At 68.4% G+C, this 18,410-nt stretch carries 19 protein-coding genes; 14 read left to right on the top strand and 5 right to left on the bottom strand.

Annotated elements, in window-relative coordinates; translation table 11 throughout:
- Nucleotides 1–150: 150 nt before the first annotated feature.
- On the bottom strand, nucleotides 151–798 hold the full coding sequence (gene deoC, locus BM113_RS00835) for a deoxyribose-phosphate aldolase (protein ID WP_089784533.1): 648 nt from the start codon (nucleotides 796–798) through the stop codon (nucleotides 151–153).
- A gap of 71 nt (nucleotides 799–869) precedes the next feature.
- Between deoC and BM113_RS00830 the strand changes: the two genes are divergently transcribed.
- The 5 genes from BM113_RS00830 to BM113_RS00810 all read left to right on the top strand — a co-directional run bounded on the left by BM113_RS00830 (nucleotide 870) and on the right by BM113_RS00810 (nucleotide 5,025).
- Nucleotides 870–1,865, top strand: a complete 996-nt coding sequence (locus BM113_RS00830) for a ribose 1,5-bisphosphate isomerase (protein WP_089784531.1) — start codon at nucleotides 870–872, stop codon at nucleotides 1,863–1,865.
- 127 nt (nucleotides 1,866–1,992) lie between these two features.
- Nucleotides 1,993–2,814 (top strand): DUF63 family protein, encoded by an 822-nt coding sequence (locus tag BM113_RS00825; protein ID WP_089784529.1) that lies wholly within the window; start codon nucleotides 1,993–1,995, stop codon nucleotides 2,812–2,814.
- A gap of 37 nt (nucleotides 2,815–2,851) precedes the next feature.
- Entirely contained in the window at nucleotides 2,852–3,754 is a 903-nt protein-coding gene (locus tag BM113_RS00820; RefSeq protein WP_089784527.1) for an ATP-dependent ribose-1-phosphate kinase, read from the top strand.
- Nucleotides 3,755–3,866: 112 nt separating this feature from the next.
- On the top strand, nucleotides 3,867–4,172 hold the full coding sequence (locus BM113_RS00815; protein ID WP_089784525.1) for a HalOD1 output domain-containing protein: 306 nt from the start codon (nucleotides 3,867–3,869) through the stop codon (nucleotides 4,170–4,172).
- A gap of 124 nt (nucleotides 4,173–4,296) precedes the next feature.
- Nucleotides 4,297–5,025: a nucleoside phosphorylase gene (locus BM113_RS00810; RefSeq protein ID WP_089784523.1), complete on the top strand. Its 729-nt coding sequence runs from the start codon at nucleotides 4,297–4,299 to the stop codon at nucleotides 5,023–5,025.
- 46 nt (nucleotides 5,026–5,071) lie between these two features.
- On the opposite strand, the gene BM113_RS00805 is transcribed toward BM113_RS00810, so the two are convergent.
- The 3 genes from BM113_RS00805 to BM113_RS00795 form a co-directional block, all read right to left on the bottom strand.
- Entirely contained in the window at nucleotides 5,072–5,326 is a 255-nt protein-coding gene (locus tag BM113_RS00805) for a DUF8119 family protein (protein WP_089784521.1), read from the bottom strand.
- Nucleotides 5,327–5,412: 86 nt separating this feature from the next.
- Nucleotides 5,413–6,600 carry a hypothetical protein gene (locus BM113_RS00800; RefSeq protein ID WP_089784519.1) on the bottom strand — a complete coding sequence of 396 codons (1,188 nt, stop codon included), beginning with the start codon at nucleotides 6,598–6,600 and terminating at the stop codon, nucleotides 5,413–5,415.
- Nucleotides 6,601–6,721: 121 nt separating this feature from the next.
- The gene (locus BM113_RS00795) at nucleotides 6,722–7,588 is read right to left on the bottom strand and encodes an HNH endonuclease (RefSeq protein ID WP_245757945.1); all 867 of its coding nucleotides are present in this window, start codon (nucleotides 7,586–7,588) and stop codon (nucleotides 6,722–6,724) included.
- A 105-nt stretch (nucleotides 7,589–7,693) separates the two neighbouring features.
- Here BM113_RS00795 and BM113_RS00790 point away from each other — a divergent pair, with 105 nt between their 5' ends.
- The gene (locus BM113_RS00790) at nucleotides 7,694–8,452 is read left to right on the top strand and encodes an amphi-Trp domain-containing protein (protein ID WP_089784515.1); all 759 of its coding nucleotides are present in this window, start codon (nucleotides 7,694–7,696) and stop codon (nucleotides 8,450–8,452) included.
- Nucleotides 8,453–8,503: 51 nt separating this feature from the next.
- Here BM113_RS00790 and BM113_RS00785 read toward each other — a convergent pair whose 3' ends face one another.
- Nucleotides 8,504–9,325, bottom strand: a complete 822-nt coding sequence (locus BM113_RS00785; protein WP_089784514.1) for a DUF547 domain-containing protein — start codon at nucleotides 9,323–9,325, stop codon at nucleotides 8,504–8,506.
- Nucleotides 9,326–9,440: 115 nt separating this feature from the next.
- Here BM113_RS00785 and BM113_RS00780 point away from each other — a divergent pair, with 115 nt between their 5' ends.
- From BM113_RS00780 to BM113_RS00745, 8 genes are all read left to right on the top strand, one after another.
- Nucleotides 9,441–10,463, top strand: coding sequence for an AI-2E family transporter (locus BM113_RS00780; protein ID WP_089784512.1), 1,023 nt, complete (start codon nucleotides 9,441–9,443; stop codon nucleotides 10,461–10,463).
- Between the two features lie 432 nt (nucleotides 10,464–10,895).
- On the top strand, nucleotides 10,896–12,029 hold the full coding sequence (gene nadA / locus BM113_RS00775) for a quinolinate synthase NadA (protein ID WP_089784510.1): 1,134 nt from the start codon (nucleotides 10,896–10,898) through the stop codon (nucleotides 12,027–12,029).
- Between the two features lie 9 nt (nucleotides 12,030–12,038).
- A complete protein-coding gene (locus tag BM113_RS00770) occupies nucleotides 12,039–13,610 on the top strand; it encodes an L-aspartate oxidase (RefSeq protein WP_089784508.1) in 1,572 nt (523 codons plus the stop codon).
- Nucleotides 13,607–14,425 carry a carboxylating nicotinate-nucleotide diphosphorylase gene (nadC, locus tag BM113_RS00765; protein ID WP_089784506.1) on the top strand — a complete coding sequence of 273 codons (819 nt, stop codon included), beginning with the start codon at nucleotides 13,607–13,609 and terminating at the stop codon, nucleotides 14,423–14,425. The genes BM113_RS00770 and nadC overlap by 4 nt, the downstream gene beginning before the upstream one ends.
- 47 nt (nucleotides 14,426–14,472) lie before the next feature.
- Complete coding sequence (locus BM113_RS00760) at nucleotides 14,473–15,402, top strand: DUF7351 domain-containing protein (protein ID WP_089784504.1); 930 nt, start codon at nucleotides 14,473–14,475, stop codon at nucleotides 15,400–15,402.
- Nucleotides 15,403–15,479: 77 nt separating this feature from the next.
- Nucleotides 15,480–16,898, top strand: coding sequence for an MFS transporter (locus BM113_RS00755; RefSeq protein ID WP_089784502.1), 1,419 nt, complete (start codon nucleotides 15,480–15,482; stop codon nucleotides 16,896–16,898).
- A gap of 41 nt (nucleotides 16,899–16,939) precedes the next feature.
- Nucleotides 16,940–17,623 carry an RNA 2'-phosphotransferase gene (locus BM113_RS00750; protein WP_089784500.1) on the top strand — a complete coding sequence of 228 codons (684 nt, stop codon included), beginning with the start codon at nucleotides 16,940–16,942 and terminating at the stop codon, nucleotides 17,621–17,623.
- 64 nt (nucleotides 17,624–17,687) lie between these two features.
- Nucleotides 17,688–18,122 carry a hypothetical protein gene (locus tag BM113_RS00745; protein WP_089784499.1) on the top strand — a complete coding sequence of 145 codons (435 nt, stop codon included), beginning with the start codon at nucleotides 17,688–17,690 and terminating at the stop codon, nucleotides 18,120–18,122.
- Nucleotides 18,123–18,410: the final 288 nt, after the last annotated feature.

Here is an 18,410-nt window from a genome sequence, read left to right as displayed (position 1 = left end):
GTTGCCAGGCTGTACTCTACTCTCTATTCAGCAGGCGGCTTTTAGCATAGTTCGGATAGATCGGTAACCGCTTCGATAACTGCTTGGCCTATACTTCCCCACGAGTTTCATGACCTACTCCGAATAACGAAACCGTATTACCAACTACTGTTACTCGTTCCCCGGCGCGGGCGCACCCTCGAGGATCGCGACCCCGCTCGAGGCTCCGATGCGTTCGGCCCCGGCGTCGATCATGGCCATCGCCTCGTCGTAGCTGCCGACGCCGCCGCTTGCCTTGACGGGGAGGTACTCGCTCATGAGTTCGACGTCCGGGACGGTCGCGCCGCCGTCGGCGAAGCCCGTGGCGGTCTTGACCATCGCGGCGTCCGCTTCTTCGGCGGCCTCGCAGGCCAGATGTTTCTCCTCGTCGGAGAGCAGCGCGGTCTCGATGATGACCTTGACGGGGATCGGCACGGCTGCGACGAGTTCGGCGAGTTCGTCCCTGACCGCGTCGGTGTCGCCCGCCTTGAGGCGGCCGACGTTGATCACCACGTCGAGTTCGTCCGCGCCGGCCTTCCAGGCCGCGACCCCTTCCCGTCGCTTGATCTCCGGGGCGTGCTGGCCGTGGGGGAAGCCGACGACGGTTGCAAGCGTCACGTCGGGGGCGTAGTCGGCCGCCTCCTCGATCGCGTAGGGCGGGATACAGGCGTTCATCCCGTGTTCCGCGGCCTCGTCGAGGAGCGAACGGACGTCCTCGAGGGTCGTTTCGGGGCCGAGTACCGTGTGATCGATCAGGGGCGCGAGTTCGCTGCGGTCCATAGCGGACCGATTCGCCGGATCGTGAAAAAGCCGTCCGATCCCTTTTGGTTCGGGGGCACCAACCGCTCCCCATGAACGAGAACCACCCCTCCGACGGGACCGTAGACGTCGACGCCGCGGTCGTCGATACCGCGGACGACATCGCCGAGATGCGGATCCGCGGGGCCGCGACCATCGCGGACGCGGCCGCCGAGGCGCTCGCGATCCAGGCCGAGCGCAGCGACGCCGACTCGCCCGGGGCGTTCCAGCGACAGCTTCGGACCGCCGCGAAGACCCTCTACGAGACGCGGCCGACCGCAGTCAGTCTCCCGAACGCGCTCCGGTACGTCCTCCGGGGGATGGAGGGCGAGACCGTCGCCGACCTGCGGGAGACGACGATCGCCCGCGCCGAGGAGTTCCGCACCGACCTCGAGCAGGCTCAGGTGACACTCGGCGAGATCGGCGCGAACCGGCTCCGGGACGGCGACGTGGTGATGACCCACTGCCACTCGACGGACGCCCTGTCCTGTATCGAGGCCGCGCTCGAGGACGGCAAGGAGATCGAGGCGATCGTCAAGGAGACCCGGCCACGAAAGCAGGGCCACATCACGGCCCGTCAGCTCCGCGAGTGGGGCGTCCCGGTGACCCTGGTCGTCGACAACGCGGCGCGGCGCTACCTCGACGAGGCCGACCACGTGCTGGTGGGCGCGGACAGCATCGCTGCCGACGGGAGCGTCATCAACAAGATCGGCACGAGCGGCCTCGCGGTCAATGCCCGAGAACGGGGCGTGCCAGTGATGGTCGCGGCCCAGACGATCAAGCTCCACCCGGACACGATGACGGGTCAGACGGTCGAGATCGAGATGCGCGCCGAAGAGGAGGTGTTGCCGCCGGAGGAGCGCGCGGACATCGTCGCCGACGCGCCGAACGACGACGGACTCTCCGTCGAGAACCCGGCGTTCGACGTCACCCCGCCCCGACACGTCGATGCGATCGTCACCGAGCGCGGCCAGTTCCCGCCGGAGAGCATCGTCACGCTGATGCGGGAGTTGTTCGGCGAGACGACCGGCGAGCCCTGGGAAGTCTGAGCCGGTCGTTCGGGGCCTCGGAGCGTCTGACGCACGGCTGACGAACACCGCATACGGACGCCCAACGGCCGGGTTCCCGACGGGTTCGATCGGAAAGTGTTTGTGACTGGTACGTACCAGTACGCATATGGTGTTACCAGAGGGGTTCGTGCTCCCGCCGTGGTACTTCCTCGTGGCGATCCTGGTGGTCCTCGGCGGCGTGCTGGCGATGCTGTGGGCGCTCGAGCCGCCGGTAACCGACCGGACGGTGGTCGCGTTCGTTCCCTGGATGATGTTCGGGTCGGCCCTGCACGTGCTGCACCAACTGGGCGCCTATCCGGACAGCATCTCGGTGCTGTTTACCTCGCCCGGCGTCTACCTGGTGACGGCGATCGTCGGGGGGCTTGCGTGGATCCTCGGGATTTTCCTCGAGGCAGCGGGGCTCCAGCGGTCGACCGAGCGGTTCGTCGGCGTCGTGGGGACCGGCTTTTTCGTCGTCTTCGCGATGTTCGCACTCCGGTTGGGGTGGGCTGCCGGTACCTTCGAGCCGTTCTGGCCCGTCATCGCCGTCGTCGTCTCGGGGATCGTCACCGCGCTCGCGTGGCTCGCCCTCGGGCTCTGGTTTACCGACGTCGCGGCGATCACCGGCATGACCGGCGTCGTCGTCGTCTTCGGGCACGTACTCGACGGCGTCTCCACTGCGGTCGGCTACGACGTCCTCGGCGCGGGCGAGAACGTTCCCCTCTCGCAACTGCTGCTCGAGGCGGGCGAGGCGCTCCCGACCGCCGAGTACGTCGGCGGCGGGTGGGTGTTCGTCGTGGTGAAGGCCGCCCTCGCGCTGGCGATCCTGGGCCTGTTCACGGAGTACGTCGAGGAACGTCCCGGAGAGGCGCGGACGATCCTCGCGCTCGTCGCTGCCGTCGGTCTCGGCCCGGGCACCCACAACGTCCTGCTGTTCCTCGTCGCCTAGACTTTTCCCCGCGGGCACCGACGTTCTACCGTCTACTATGGTCAAGGTCCTTACTGCCGGTCACGTCAACTGGGACGTGACGCTCCGTATCGACGATTTTCCCCGCCCTGACGGCGAAGCTGCGATCCGTTCTCAGCGCCAGTCCGGCGGCGGCAGCGCCGCCAACGTCGCCGCCGCGCTCTCCGGTCTCGAGGTCGAGACCGGCCTCATCGGCAGCGTCGGCGACGACGAAAACGGCGTCCTCGCCCGCCGCGACCTCGAGGACGCGGGCGTCTCCCTCGAGGGGGTGCGCGTGGTCGAGGACGCGGAGACGGCCGTCAAGTACCTGCTGGTCGACGACGACGGCGAGGTGGCGGTGCTTGGCAACGACGGCGTCAACGAGGCCGTCGGCCCGGACGACCTCGACCGCGACCGGATCCGGGCGGCCGACCACGTCCACCTGACCAGCCAGCGACCCGATACCGCAGCGGCGATCGCGACGACGGCGCGGGAAGGCGGTGCGACGGTCAGTTTCGACCCCGGCCGACGACTCGAGGAGCGCAGGCGCGAGTACGGCGACGCGCTCGCGGCCGCGGACGTCCTCTTCGCGAACGACCGGGAGATCGCCGCCCTGCTGGAGGACGAGTACGAGTACGTCGGCTCCGAGTTCGACGACCGGATCGTCGTCGTCAAATACGGCGGCGACGGGGCGAAGGTCCACACGCCCGAGGCGACCTACGAACACCCGGGGTTCGACGTCGACCCGGTCGACACCGCCGGCGCGGGCGACGCCTTCGCCGCAGGGTTCCTGGCGGTCGTACTCGAGGACGAGGGCCGGGGGGACGTCGAACGCGCCCTCGAGTACGCAAACGCCTGCGGCGCGATCACGGCGAGTCGGGAGGGAGCCCGTAGCGCACCGACTGCGGCGGAAGTGTCCGACTTCTTCGCGACCCGTTACTGAACGAGTCGCTTGCCGTGACCGTCGCGTTCTCATGAAATGTCGTCTGACGGAAACTATATACCCGGAGACGTTGGGGTATCCAGTAGAAGTCACGGTGACGTGACGGAGAGACATGACGGAAGGAAGGATACGCGAGTCCGGCGGCCGACAGTACCGTCGGTGCGTCCGCTACGAGCGAACGGAGGGGGAACCGCCGAGCGTCGCGACGGCGACGGCGTTGGCACGCTTTCGCGACGAAGACGTAACCAACACCAGCACCCGGCTCTACGACTACGTCGATCCGGAGGCGCTCGACGCGCTGTTCCGGACCGACGACGGCCTCGAGCGCGACCGGGGCGTGTCGCTCGTCTCGTTCGACGTCGACGGGGCGACCGTCCGCGTGTGGCCCGACCGGGTCGAGGTGTCGCCGCCGAACTGATGGTCCCGCGCTGACGAGCGATCGTGGGCAAGTCGATTCGTCACAGCGGTCGGTCCCGCCAGCCCGACCCGCCCGCGGGTCCGCTCTCGAACCTTTTTTCTCGTCACCGGGGGAAAGCGACGGTATGGCAACGCAACCGCACCTGCTAGTCGAGGAGGGCGACCTGAACGACGTCGCGCTGATCCCGGGCGATCCCGGCCGCGTCGATCGAATCGCGGACCACTGCGACGAGAGCGAGACGATCGCCAGGAACCGCGAGTACAAGGTCGTCAACGCCACCTACGAGGGGCGGGAGCTGACGATCTGTTCGACGGGAATCGGCTGTCCCTCCGCGGCGATCGCCATCGAGGAGATGGCGAACGTCGGGGTCGAGACGTTCATCCGCGTCGGGACGACCGGCGCGCTCCAGTCGGAGATCGAGATCGGCGACATGATCGTCGCGACCGGCGCGGCGAAAAACGAGGGGACCACGAAACGGTACGAGGCCGTCGAGTACCCCGCCGTTCCGGATTACGAGGTGCTCTCAGCGCTTGTCGATTCCGCGGAAGCGAACGATGAAGACGTTCACGTCGGCCCGATCGCCTCCGACGACGCCTACTACGCAGAGACCGACGAACACGTCCACGACTGGGAGGCCGCCGGGCTGCTCGCTGTCGAGATGGAGGCCGCCGCCGTCTTCTCGCTGGCCCGCCGCAAGGGACTGCGCGCCGGCGCGATCTGTACCGTCGACGGCAACCTCGTCGAGGGGACCCAGAAGGGCACTGACACCGAGGACGACGAACTCCCCGAGAAAGCCAAGAACAACGTCGGCCGCGCGATCGACATCTCCCTCGAGGCGACGACCGACCTGTAACGGGGTCCCTTTTGGGACTGATTCCGGGCCCCCCATCCGAGTTCACTCAGTTCCCCTCCCGTTCGGATCCGGTCCTCGTTCCGTCCCTATCGAACGCCGAGCGGAGCCGCCACTCGCGGGGATCGGTCGCAAGCGAGTACGAGACCACCCCGGCGAAGACGACGAGGTAGTACGCCGTCACGGGCAACTCGAGCGCCCTGAACGCGAGCGTCGCCACGATAATCCAGACGACGACGACCGCGACGTCGACGAGCAGATCTGCGACCCTCTCGTCGGAGGGCCGCAACCCTTGTCCGGCCATACCGGGACCGACGATGCCGACGCTGGTAAATGTCCGCGCCGGCGTAGGCCGGGTGAGCCGGATCGGCGCGAGGGCAGGGGTGACGATCAGAAGTGGAGGCCGTGTTTCTCGAGCAGGTGGTGGGCCGCCGTCCCCCAGGTGAAGTCACCGCCGGGCCACCACGTCCGGGCGTTGTTGATCCCGCCGACGAGCACGTAGTCCTCGGGGTTTTCGGGATCGGCGCGGAAGTTGACCGAGCCGCTGTCCCCGTCGGTGAGGTCGTCCTCGTCGCCCCAGACGAGCTGTCCGGGTTTACAGACCTCGCCGGCGTAACAGGTGACGGCGTTGACGCCCTGGACCTCGCCGACCGTGTGATCGGAGAAGGCCCCGATCTTCTCGAGGGTGGCCTCGCGGGCCATCAGGTCCGCTAGCCCGTCGCGCGCGAACTGGCCGATCACCGTCGAGGGTTCGGCCCGCTCGATCTCGGTCGCCGGCCGGAACTCGTCGACGGGGTCGACCTGGACGGTGTCGGCCGCGGGATAGCCGCGGACGACATCACCGATCCGGTGGCGCTCGTCGTCATCGTCGGAGCGGAGGTCGAGCGGTTCGCCGCTGTGTTCCTCCTCTTTGGTCCCCTGCTCGCCGTAGACGTGGTTCGAGGTCGCGAAGTACCGCGACCCGTCCTCGGCGTCGAACAGCGCGGGCGTCAGGGTCCCCGAGGCCCGTTCGCTGTGACAGACGACGCCGCCGGGAACCCGTTCGGGGTCAAGGTCCTGCACCCGGTAGGCTTCCGATTCGTCGGCTTCCTGCTCCGGCGGCGGCGGAATCTCGTCGACGACGTTCAGGTCGATCGGAACGCTCGAGGTGACGTCCTCGATCCGCTCGAGGACCCCCTCGTCGGTGGCGTTGACCGAGACCGACGCCTCGGGCCGATCGTAGCTCCCGGGGACGACGAACGACGAGATGAGCGGGGAGAGCCCCAGATCGTGGATGGCGTCCTGGGCGTCGAACGCCAGTCGAAGGCTCTCGTGCCACGCGAGCGGCACCTCCTTCGTGCGGGGCTCGAGGTCGGTTCCGTCGGCGTCGGGACTCGGGCGGGCGAGGGCGTAGGTGATCGAACCGAGGTCCTCCGATGAAACGTAGTTCGCCGCACCGACGCCCCAGACGAGCGTCGCGGCGACGCCGGTGTTGACCCCGGCACGGAGCAGTTGGCGGCGGTCGATTCTCGATCGCTCGGTGCTCGAGTCGTCGCCGGTCGACGCGTCCTCCGCGTCCGGTCGGTCATCGGTCGCCACGTCAGATACAGTACGACGGGACGCCGTATATGCGTTCGAGTTGCGTATTCCGTACCTTCTGGGTTCGACGACGGTCTCGACGGCGAACCGATCCGGAGAAACGATCGTCCCGGAACGCGAGTCAGTTCCCGGGGTCGGACTCGACCGCGAGCCGTTCGGCGACGGCGGCCGCGCCCTCGGTTAGTTCCTCCGTGGTGTCCGACGCGTTCTGGAGCGCGGCGTTGATCTCGTCGTAGAGGCGGTCGAAGACCACCGCGCCGTCGGCCCCTCGCCACCGGCCGACGTCGCGGGGCTCGAGGCCGCAGGTCGGACACCGACGGAGTTTTTCGGTATCCGAGTCGGCGGCGTCGAACGGCTCGAGACACCCCTGACAGCGATCGAGGCCGACCGCGACCGCTTCGGCGAGTGCGATCAGGTCCCGCAGTTCCGACTGGAGCCGCGTCGCCGCGTCGGTGAGGCCCTCGAGCGGTTCGGCGAGCGGGGATTCGTTGTCGCCACGGGCGCTGGCGACATCGCCCTCGAGGTGCCCAGACTCGACGGCCGAGAGGCGCTCGAGCCGGGACGGCACGGAGTCCATCGCGAGCAGCACCTCGCGGCGGGCCCGGACGTACTCGGTCGCGGGCTCGGAGTCGGTCGACTCGGCGTCGAGTTCCGCCGGCAACGACGTCGCGAGCGACGCGAAGGAGGCGACGGCCGACACCGTCACGCCCTGTCGCTGGGTCGTCTCGCGGACGAGGTCGAAGAGGTCGTCGGCCTCGAGCCGGAGCGAGTCGGGTGTCGGCGTCCGCTCCAGCCCGGCGTAACAGGAGGTACAGACGGTGACGAGCGCGCTCTCGTGGACGGTCCCCTCGAGGGAAACGTCGCCGACGGGATAGAGGCAAAGCCCGTCGTCGGCGTCGCCGCTCGCGCCACAGCGCCTGCAAGTACGGTCGTCTCGATCGAACACGGCGGCTCGGTCGCCGCGTGGCTCCGGATCCGGGGAAGGCACGAGCGAGCGAAGACAGCGCGGCGACAAAAACGCACCGGCCCGTCGCCGGGCTGAAACCGACGGTAACCTCTACAGGCCGGCCCACGTACACCCAACGGGATCACTGTGACCGATTCACGAACCGACGCCGACCGAACCGTCGAGCGTGCGATCGACCGAGCCGATCTCGCGCGGGCCTTCCGCTCGTTCGCGGGTGCACTCGAGGACGGCACGCCCGTCCGGATCGCCGACGAAGGGGGGAGCGTCAGCGCGGCAGTGGGGCGACGGGTCACCCTCGAGGCGGGCATCGACCGCGACGTCGAGGGAATATCCGGCGAAGACGACGGCGACAGCGACCCGTCGACAGCGGGGCTCACGATCGACCTCGAGTGGGACGATCCGGACGGGTCGAGCGTGCGGGCGACGTCCCGGGAGGGCGAGGACAACGGCGAGGGAACCGACCCCGACGGCCGGCCCACCGACGTCGTTCTGACGCCGGAGCGACCGTCGGACGACGCCTCGGAGGACTCGGCGATGGCGACGATGCCGCCGGAAGGGGTCGTCCGCGACCGCGACGCGAGCGGCTGGACGGCCGACTCCACGGGTGGGGCCGACCGATCCGACCGTACCCCGCGGGCTGCCGGCGACGCGGCCGACGACGAGCCGGACGACCGGACCGACGCCGGCGGGCGAACGAGCCGCTTCGAGGTGTACGAGGACCGCGCCGGCGAGTGGCGCTGGCGGTTGGTCCACTGGAACGGGAACATCGTCGCCGACAGCGGCGAGGGCTACGCCTCGCGGAGCAACGCCGAGCGGGCCGTCCGGAGCGTAAAACGGATCGTGCCGGCCGCAAACACCGTCACGGTCGCCGACGACGCGGAGTAAGGGATCGGCGGTACGGAACTCGGGAACGCGACTCGAGACGCGGTCCCGGACCTACCGGCGCAACTCGTGTAATTCGTCCCGATCGACGTCGATGTCGAAATCCGGGGCCCGGGCCGACGCCTCGCACTCGATCGACGGGGCCGCGTCCCCCGGGATCGCGTTGTAACGCCGGAGGAATTCGACGATGCCCCGCTTGCCGCCGAAATCGCCGCGGTAGCGCCGGAAGAACCGGGGGATCGTCACCCTGTTGGCGTCGGGATCGTACTCGGCGTTTTCCTCCAGGAACCACTCGATCGCGATGTCTAGGTGCTCGTCGACGTCGTCCGGCGAGTAGATCGCGATCGGCGGGCTGTTCTCCGCGCCACGACACAGCGCGAAGTGGATCCGCGGGTCGCACTGCTCGAGGCGAAACTCCCGCTCGAACGACGACGGGAACGGACGCGGGAGGTAGCCGAGCCCCCAGGGGTGTTTCGAACTGCGCAAGAGCCCGTGTTCGATGTCGTTGAGGCTCAACCAGGCACCGGCGACCGGCACACGGTCCCGGCCGAAGAACTTCCATCGCTCGAGCAACCCGCCCTCGAGTACGTCGGGTTCCTCCTCGAGTCGGAGTTGTGCGTAGGCGTTGTAACAGTTGAGCCAGAACGAGAGTTTGCGTTCGCGTGTAGAGAGCTCTCGAGCCAGTCGAGAGCGCCCGAGGGTCGCGAGCCGCTCCCGGAGATGAGCGACGTCACCCTCGGACCGGGCCTCGGCGGCGCCTCCCGGTCTGGTGTCGGCGCCCGTGGCCGTTCCGAGGCCGGCTTCGGGTTCGCCCTCCGTCTTGACCGCATAGAGCAAATCGCCGGCCAGCGAGAGGGGATCGAGCTGGGTGGACATCCGTTTGTACGTTAGCGTACCACACTCTTGAAGGCGTGGGACGGTTGAATACGACATTCTCTCCGTCGAACACGTCTGGCTCGGTTTTATCCGACAGAACGCCGTTACGAGGGGTGTGAACCTCAGCCGAGGCTATCTTATCGCGCTCGTCCTGGTCTTCGCGTATCTCTCCTGGCAACTGGTAACTCCCTTCCTCCAGTACGTCCTCGCGGCCATCCTGGTCGCCTTCATGCTGTCGCCGCTGCAGCGGCGCCTCGAGCAGCGGGTGTCGGACGCGGTCGCGGCGTTTGCCCTCGTTGCGTTCGCACTCGTGGCGCTCGTCGTTCCGTTCGTCGTCGTCGTCGCCGTCGTGGCGGGCGACGCGGCCGACATGTTCCAGCAGGTCGACCCGGAGAACCTCGGGACGAGCGAGATCGAGAGCCGCATCGAGGAGGAACTCGGCATCACGGTCGACATCGCCGGGACGGTGGCCGACTCCGCCGAGCAGATCGGGTCGATCCTGGTCGAGCGGACCGCGGCGTGGTTCAGCGTGTTCACCCACGCCATGATCGGCATCGGACTGGCACTGTTCCTGATCTACTACCTGCTCAGAGACGGCGACCGTCTGCTCGTGTGGCTCCACGAACGGACGCCGTTGCCGGACGACGTCCAGACCGACCTCTACGACGAACTCGAGCGTGTGACGTGGGCGGTTCTGGCCGGCCACGTCCTGATCGCAGTCGTACAGGGTATGATCGCGGGGCTCGGCCTGTTCGCGACGGGAATCCCTAACGCCGCGTTCTGGACGTTCGTCATGATCGTGTTGTCGCTGATACCGCTGATCGGATCGTTCCTGGTCTGGGCCCCTGCCGTCGGCTACCTCCTGATAACCGGCGAACCCGTGCTGGCCGTCGGGCTGGCGGTCTACAGCACCATCATCGTCGGCGCTACGGACGACTACCTCCGTCCGATCGTCGTCGACCGGTACGCCAAGATCAGTCCGGCAGTCATCATCCTCGGCGTCCTCGGTGGGATCTACGCGTTCGGGATCATGGGTCTGTTCTTCGGGCCCGTCGTCGTCGGCGCGCTGCTTGCCGTCCTCCGGGTCGTCGACGAGCACTACGACCGACTCGAGGGCAAAACCGGTACCGAGTACTGATCGCCGTCGCCCCCCGAGCGCGCCGACTGGTTAGTGTGTTAACTCACCCCACGTTTTATAGCGGTGGACGGTGGACGGACGCACGTCGACGGGCGATAGCAAGTCCGTCGTCAGGGCGGCGCACCGCGTGCGAACCGAGCGCGACGAACCGGGTCACGCATCCCCAGGAACGAGCGCCACACGGGGATCCGAGCCACCATACCGCGTGACCCGTCCTTGACTCCGAGATTTTTCCACGAGGACGCCTCGCCGGCGACCGTCGGGTAATCGTCGTGGACCGTCCTCCGCGGAGACAGGTCAGCGACGGCGAACAACCGACAATTCGTTTTCGAGCGTTGTATCCACGAGTGGTATCTCCCCGGTGTGCCGTTTCGAAGGAAAAAATTATTCAATAGTCGCGTATGAGCTGTGATCAATCACAGGTGCCGTGAAATGGTCAAGATGGAAACCGCGGAGCTAGAGACTGATCTCAGTTTGTTCAAATACGACAACCTCGAGCAGTTGCCGCCCCGATACCGGGAGCTCGAGGAGTCCGAACGGACGGCACGCATCGAGGCGGCGCTCGAGGAACTCGGCGACGACGTCGTCGTCCTCGGGCACAACTACCAGCGACGGGAGATCGTCGAACACGCCGACTTCGTCGGCGACTCCTACCAGCTCTCGAAGGAGGCGGCGGCGGCCGACGCGGAGTACGTCGTCTTCGGCGGCGTGACGTTCATGGCCGAGAGCGCGGACATCATCACCGACGACGACCAGACCGTGATCCTCCCGTCGATGGAGGCGTCCTGCCCGATGGCGGGGATGGCCGAGGCCCTGCAGGTCGACAGCGCCTGGGCCGAGATCACGGCGGCCGCGCCGGACGCCGACATCATCCCGATCACGTACATGAACTCCTACGCGGACCTGAAGGCCTTCTGTGCGAGCCAGGGGGGACTCGTCTGTACCTCCTCGAACGCCCACAGGGCCTTCGAGTGGGCCTTCGAATGCGGCGACAAGGTGCTGTTCCTCCCGGACAAGCACCTCGGGGAGAACACGGCCCACCGGCTCGACATGGAAGACGAGATCGCCGAGTGGGACCCGTGGGATCCCGAAGGCAAGGACGCCGCCGAGGTCGCCGAAAGCGACATCGTCCTCTGGGACGGCTACTGCCAGGTCCACGAGCGGTTCCGGGCCGACCACATCGAAGAAATCCGCGAGGACCACCCCGACGCAAACGTCGTGGTCCACCCCGAGTGTCGCCGCGAGGTCGTCGAGGCCGCGGACGTCGTCGGCTCGACGAGCACGATCTGTGAAACCGTCGAGAACGCCGATCCCGGCGAGACGTGGGCCATCGGCACCGAGATCCACCTCACGAACCACCTCCAGCGGTGGCACCCCGAGGTCGAGGTGCTCCCCCTCTGTGGCGAGGCCTGCATGGACTGTAACGCGATGCGCCAGATCGACCCCAACTACCTCGCGTGGGTCCTCGAGGAACTCGCCGAGGGCCGCGAACGCAACGTGATCGAGGTCGCGCCCGAGGAGAAAGAACTCGCGGCGGTCGCGCTCGACCGAATGCTCGAGATCTAACGCTAACCGATGACCGATACCACCCACGAGACCGCGGACGTCCTCGTCGTCGGCAGCGGCATCGCCGGCTGTGCGGCCGCGCTGGCTGCCGCGCGCGAGGGCTCGGACGTATTGCTCCTGACCAAGGCCGAACGGCCCGACGACGCCAGCACCGACTGGGCCCAGGGCGGCATCTCGACCACGCGGGGGAACCCCGAGAGCCTCAAGCGGGACGTCCTCGAGGCCAGCGACGGCACCGCCGACCCCGGGGCGGTCGACGTCCTCGTCGAGAACGCCGACGCCGCCGTCGAGGACGTCCTCGTCGACACCCTCGAGATCCCGTTCGACGAAACCGACGACGGCGAGTTCGACTACACCCGGGAGGCGGCCCACTCCGAACACCGGATCCTCCACGTCGACGCCGCCACGGGGAGCCACATCCTGCGGCCGTTCCTGGCCCACGTGGACGATCACGACCGGATCGAGGTCCGCCAGGACACCGCCGCCCTCGAGTTGATCGCCGACGAGGGGCGCGTCCACGGCGTCGTTACCGACGAAGAACCGGAGGGACACCCGATCTACGCCGGAACGACTATCCTCGCAACCGGCGGGATCGGCGCGCTCTACGGACGCTCGACGAACCCCGAGGGCGCGACCGGCGACGGGATCGCGATGGCCGCGCTCGCCGGCGCGGACGTCGACGACCTCGAGTACGTGCAGTTCCATCCGACCGCCTACGCGGGCAGCGAAGCGCAACGCGCCTCGAAGCCGAGCGGCGAAGCCCCGAAGCGGGACACGTTCCTCCTCTCGGAGGCGCTGCGCGGCGAGGGGGCCGTCCTCCGGAACGGCGACGGCGAACGCTTCATGGACGACTACCACCCCGACGCCGAACTCGCGCCCCGGGACGTCGTCGCCCGCGCCGTCGCGGCCGAGCGCGAGGCGACCGGCGAGGTCGTCCTCGACGTGAGCCCCCTCGAGTTCGAATCCGAGTACCCGGGCATTGCCGAGAAGTGCCGCGACCGCGGGATCGAGGGATCGGAGATCCCCGTCGCGCCCTGCGAGCACTTCCTCTGTGGCGGGATCGACGTCGACGATCGGGGCCGCGCGAGCCTCGAGCGACTGTACGCCGTCGGCGAGTGTGCCCGCACGGGCGTCCACGGCGCGAACCGGCTGGCGAGCACCAGCCTGCTCGAGGGGCTGGTCTGGGGGCTGCGCGCGGGCGAGGACGCGGCGGCCGCGGACGCGACCCCCGAGCGGGTGGAGGCCCCCGAACTCCGCGACAGCGACCCGGACCTGCCCGAGCGCTTCGCCGCCGAGAAGTTCACCCGGCTTCGGCGGACGATGGACGAGTACCTCGGCCTCGAGCGCGATCCCGACGAGATCGCCCGCGCGAGCGCGGTCCTCCGGCGGCTCAAGGGCGAGGTCGACGCCTACGTCCGGACCCGCACGGCCCGGGACCTCTACGAACTGCGGAACGCGAGCGTCACCGCGTTGCTGATCGCCCGGGCCGCGGGCGAGAACGGGGAGTCGACGGGGTGTCACTACGTCGTCGACGAGGCGGAGGCGACCGACCCCGAACCGGCGACCGCCGATCGACCATGATCACCGACGCACAGGTCGAACGCTGGCTCCGCGAGGACGTGGGCCACCACGACGTGACGAACCACGTCCCCGGCGAGACGACCGGCCGGCTGGTCGCCAAGGAGGCGGGCGTCGCCGCCGGCCTCGAGGCCGCCGAAGCCGTCTTCGACTACCTCGGCGTCGACGTCGTCGGCCGACTCGAGGAGGGAACGGCCGTCGACCCCGGCGACGTGGCGCTTCGCGTCGAGGGGCCGGCTCGCGAGGTGCTCCGGGGCGAACGCGTCGCCGTGAACCTCGCCGGCCACGCCTCGGGGATCGCCACGCGGACTCGTCGCGCCGTCGACGAAGCCCGAACCGAGTCCGACGACGTCCGGATCGCCGCGACCCGCAAGACGACGCCCGGCCTGCGCGGCCTCGAGAAGCGGGCCGTCGTCGCGGGCGGCGGCGACACCCACCGCCTCGACCTCTCGCACATGGTGATGGTCAAGGACAACCACGTCGCCGAGATGGGCCTCGAGGACGCCGTCGCACACTTCCGCGAGCGCACGTCGTTCGCGACGAAGATCGAGGTCGAGGTCGAGACGGTCGAGGACGCGCCGCGGGCCGTGGAAGCCGGCGCTGACGTCGTCCTCCTGGACAACATGACACCCGACGAGACCGCGGCGGCCGTCGAGCGACTCGCCGAGGAAGGAGCCGACGCGCTGACCGAGGCCAGCGGCGGCATCACCGTCGACGACGTGGCCGCGTACGCGTCGACCGGCGTCAACGTGGTCTCGATGGGGTCGCTGACCCACTCGGCACCGTCGCTGGATCTCTCCTTCCGTACCGGCGACTGACCCCGAACGCCGGGCGAATTATACCGGCCGTTTCCGTACGACCCTGCATGACCGCAGACGACGGGACGGAGGTCGTCGTCGAGCGGCTCACGCCCGAGGAGTCGTTCGAACGGTTGGCCCACGGAATCAGGCTCCGGACGATCCGCGTTCTCGACGAGGCGGGACCGCTCTCCCACGGCACCCTCCGGGAGCGCGTCGGCGTCGACGACCCGGGACAGTTCAACTACCACCTGCAGAAACTCGAGGGACAGTTCGTCCGCAACGGCGACGACGGCTACGACCTCACGCCGGCCGGCCGGCGCGTCGTCGGCGCCATTCTCTCGGGCGGCTACACGAGCGACCTGGCCGGCGAGACCGTGCCCGCCGACGCCGACTGCCTGCGGTGTGGCGGCCCGCTCGAGACCCACCTCGAGGACGGCGGCGTCCACCTCTCCTGTCGCGACTGCGGGACGCGGCTCAACGGGGTCGACATCCCGCCCGGCGTGCTCGAGGCCCGCGACCTCGAGGACGTCCACGGGATCGTGGATCGCTGGGTGAAACGCCGACTCACCGCCGTCCAGTACGGGTTCTGCCACCGCTGTGACGGCCCCGTCACTCAGCGGATCCTCCGCGGGGTCGACGACGACTGGGAAGACGGCGTTCCCGACTGGTTGTCGACGCTGCCGGTCGACGTCGTCCTCCGCCATCGCTGTGCCCGCTGTGAGGTCGAACGTCACGCCCTCGTGGCGGCGGTCGCGGTCCTCGAACCGGCCGTCGTCGGCTTCCACCACGATCACGGGATCGACGTCCGCGAGACGCCGCTTCCCGACCTCGAGTGGCTCGAGATGGGCGTCACGAGCGTCGAATCGACCGACCCCCTGGTCGTCTCGGTTCCCGTAACGCTCGGGGACGAGACGCTCGTGGTGTCGTTCGACGCCGAGTTTTCGCTGGTCGACGAACGACGAACGCAGGCGGACGACCCCTCGGAAAACGGATAGAAATCGGTTTCTACTGTCGGAGTTACAGAAATGTATTTCTACAAACATTTACCGGCCAGCCGGTCCGGTATTGTTCTATGGAACGCGTTCGCTCACGGCTGCCGACGGTACTTGGGGAGTTACGCTCGAATCGGTCGTTTCTTCGACTACTCGCCGGTCGACTGGTGACAAACGCCGGCGACAGCCTCTATTACATCGCCGCGATGTGGCTCGTCTTCGAACTGACCGGCTCGCCGTTGTACACCGGGCTCGCCGGATTCTTCGTGCGCGCACCGTCCGCTCTCTCCTTTCTCACCGGGCCCCTCGTCGACCGGTGGTCGCTCCGGCGCGTCCTCGTCGGCACGCAGTTGATAAACGGACTGCTGGTGCTTGCGGTGCCCGTCGCTGCCTGGACCGGCCGGCTCTCGGTGTGGGTCGTCCTCGCGCTGTTGCCGCTCGTGACGTTCGTCAACCAGTTCGTCTACCCCGCACAGAACGCCGCGCTCCCGCGGATCGTCGACGACGACGATCTCGCGAAGGCGAACTCGCTTCTATCCGCGGCCTATCAGGGGGCGGACATGGTGTTCAACGCGGCCAGCGGCGTCCTCATCGCGCTCGTCGGCGCGGTAACGCTGTTCGTGGTCGACTCCATCACGTTCGGCGTCGCGTTGCTCCTCTTTGCGGGGGTCTCGGTCGTGTCGGTTCCCGGCCCTGCGGAGAACGACGCCGAGGACGCTGCCGCCGACCCCGACCCCGATCCCGACCCCGATCCCGACCGCGAACCGAACGCCCCGGGCCCGATAGCGAGCTACCGGTCGGAACTCGCCGCCGGAATCGGCTACGTCCGCGGCTCGCTGTTGATCGTCCTCCTGATCGGGGTCGTGGTGGCGAACTTCACCGCGGGCGCGATGCTCGGCGTATTGCCGGCGTTCGCCGATACCGTCGGCGGTCCGGACGCCTTCGGGATCCTGATGGCGGCCTACGCCGGCGGCTCGTTCGCCGGGACCGTACTGGCGTCGCGCCTCGAGGACCTCCCGCTCGGTCGGTTCGCGGCGGCCGGCAACGCCCTCTCCGGAACGTTGCTGGCGGCGGCGCTCGTCCTCTCGTGGTTCCCCCTCACCGTCGGGCTGTTTTTCCTGACGTTCGTCCCCGTCGGGGCGTTCAACGTCCTCTTCTGGACGATGCTCCAGTCCGCGGTCGACGACGACCTCCTCGGCCGAGTCTCCTCGCTGGTCACGAGCGCCGCGACGGTCGCGATCCCGGTCGGCTCGGCCGTCGGCGGCGCAGTCGCCGGCGTCGTCGGCAGCCGACTCGTCATGTTCGGCTGGGCCGTGGGGAACCTCTTCTTCGGCCTCTACGTCGCCGCGCGTCCGGCGCTCCGAACGCTGCCGCCCGCGTCCGAGATCTCCGCCGCGATGTTACGACTCGGGGACGAGGCCACTCCCACCGTCGACGAAGACCCCGACAGCGACGCCCCGCCGGCCGACGCCGTCGGTACGGGTGCGGGCGATCCCTAGTCGGCGAGCGAGTTTTCTCGCTCGAGCGACGACCTGGGGACGTGACGGAACCGATCCGCGACTGCGAGGACCACGGGCCGTTCGCGACGGACGACGGGCGCTGTCCCGTCTGCGGCGCACGCGGCGACCAGGTGCTCTCGGGCTCGCGACGCCGACGGCTCTCGAAGTTCCTCAGCGGCGCGCTCCGGCACTTCCCGGACGACGTGGGTCTCGAACCCGACGAGCGCGGCTGGGTGCCCGACGACGACCTGGTCGCGGCGGCCCGCCGGAAGTACGACTGGGCCGACGAGCGCCGGGTCGCCGCGGTGATCGCGACGGACCCGAAGGGACGGTTCGAGCGAACCGACGGGACCGGTACCGACGACGAACTCGAGTCGCTCGACGACGACGGCCTCGTCCGCGCGGCCTACGGCCACTCCATCGACGTCTCGCTCGAGCCGACCGACGGCCCCGTGCCGGACCGGCTCTATCACGGCACTGCGCCCGGGAACCTGTCGTCGATCCGCGAGGAGGGGCTGTTGCCGATGGCCCGCCAGCAGGTCCACCTCTCGGGGAGCCGCGAGGCTGCGCGGCGAGTCGGCCGCCGGCACGACGCGGACCCCGTCGTCCTCGTCGTCGACGCCGCGGCGATGCTCGCGGACGGCCACCGGATCGCGAAGCGGGGCGCTGAGACGTACACGACCGACCGCGTCCCGCCACAGTACCTCTCGCGCTCGAGCGGCTAGCGCCCGATGATTTCGTTACAGAAACATCGGTATTTATGACAGTCGTGCGAACTAAGAGTAAGACATGGAACAGACACAGGAACGTGACACGGCAGCGTTCGAAGACGGACCGATAACGCCGACCCGACTCGGTGCAGCCGCGGGCGTGATGGACGTCGTCGTCTTCGCTGCAGTCGGCTACTTGACGCTGGAAAACCCGGCGATCGGGGCCATCGCCGGTCTGTCGATCGGGATCGGGGTCTTCCTCTTCCTTCCGCTCTTCGTGGTCGCCGGAGAGGACGGCACCCTCGAGGACCTGGCAGCGGACGACGGCGCACCGCTGCGGGCGTTTCACCGACTCGCCGGCGGGTTCGCGTTCTCCGCCGCGGGCTTAGTCCTGTTCGCGACGGGATTCGCCGAACTGGCACCCCTCACCGCTCTGCCGGCGGCACTCCTGGCCGGCAGCGTCGTCTACCTGGGCACGGGATTCGCGTTGCCGAACGCGGGACTCGAGCGCTGATCGGGGGGTTCCATCCGGCGTAACGTCGTCGTTGAACACCGTCACCCGGTCGCTCGCACCGCCGACGGTCAGAGACGGGGTGCCCAATTCGTATACGAGACAAAGATCGGAAGGATGCGGTTGTGTCCGCGGCTTCTTCACCTCGAGTCGGAGCCACACCCCTTGGTCTCAGGTTCGGGCGCGTCGAAGACGAAAGGTGGGATTTGAACCACGGTCGTCGGCTTCGTTTCGCTCACTGATTCGAATCCGTCGTTGGGTCCCTGTCGCTCACGGATGGTCGCGACAGCG

It is taken from the genome of Natronobacterium haloterrestre (assembly GCF_900112205.1).
Taxonomy (GTDB): Archaea; Halobacteriota; Halobacteria; order Halobacteriales; family Natrialbaceae; genus Natronobacterium; species Natronobacterium haloterrestre.
Note: the sequence above shows the minus strand (reverse complement) of the source record. Positions and strands in the feature narration are given on the sequence as shown.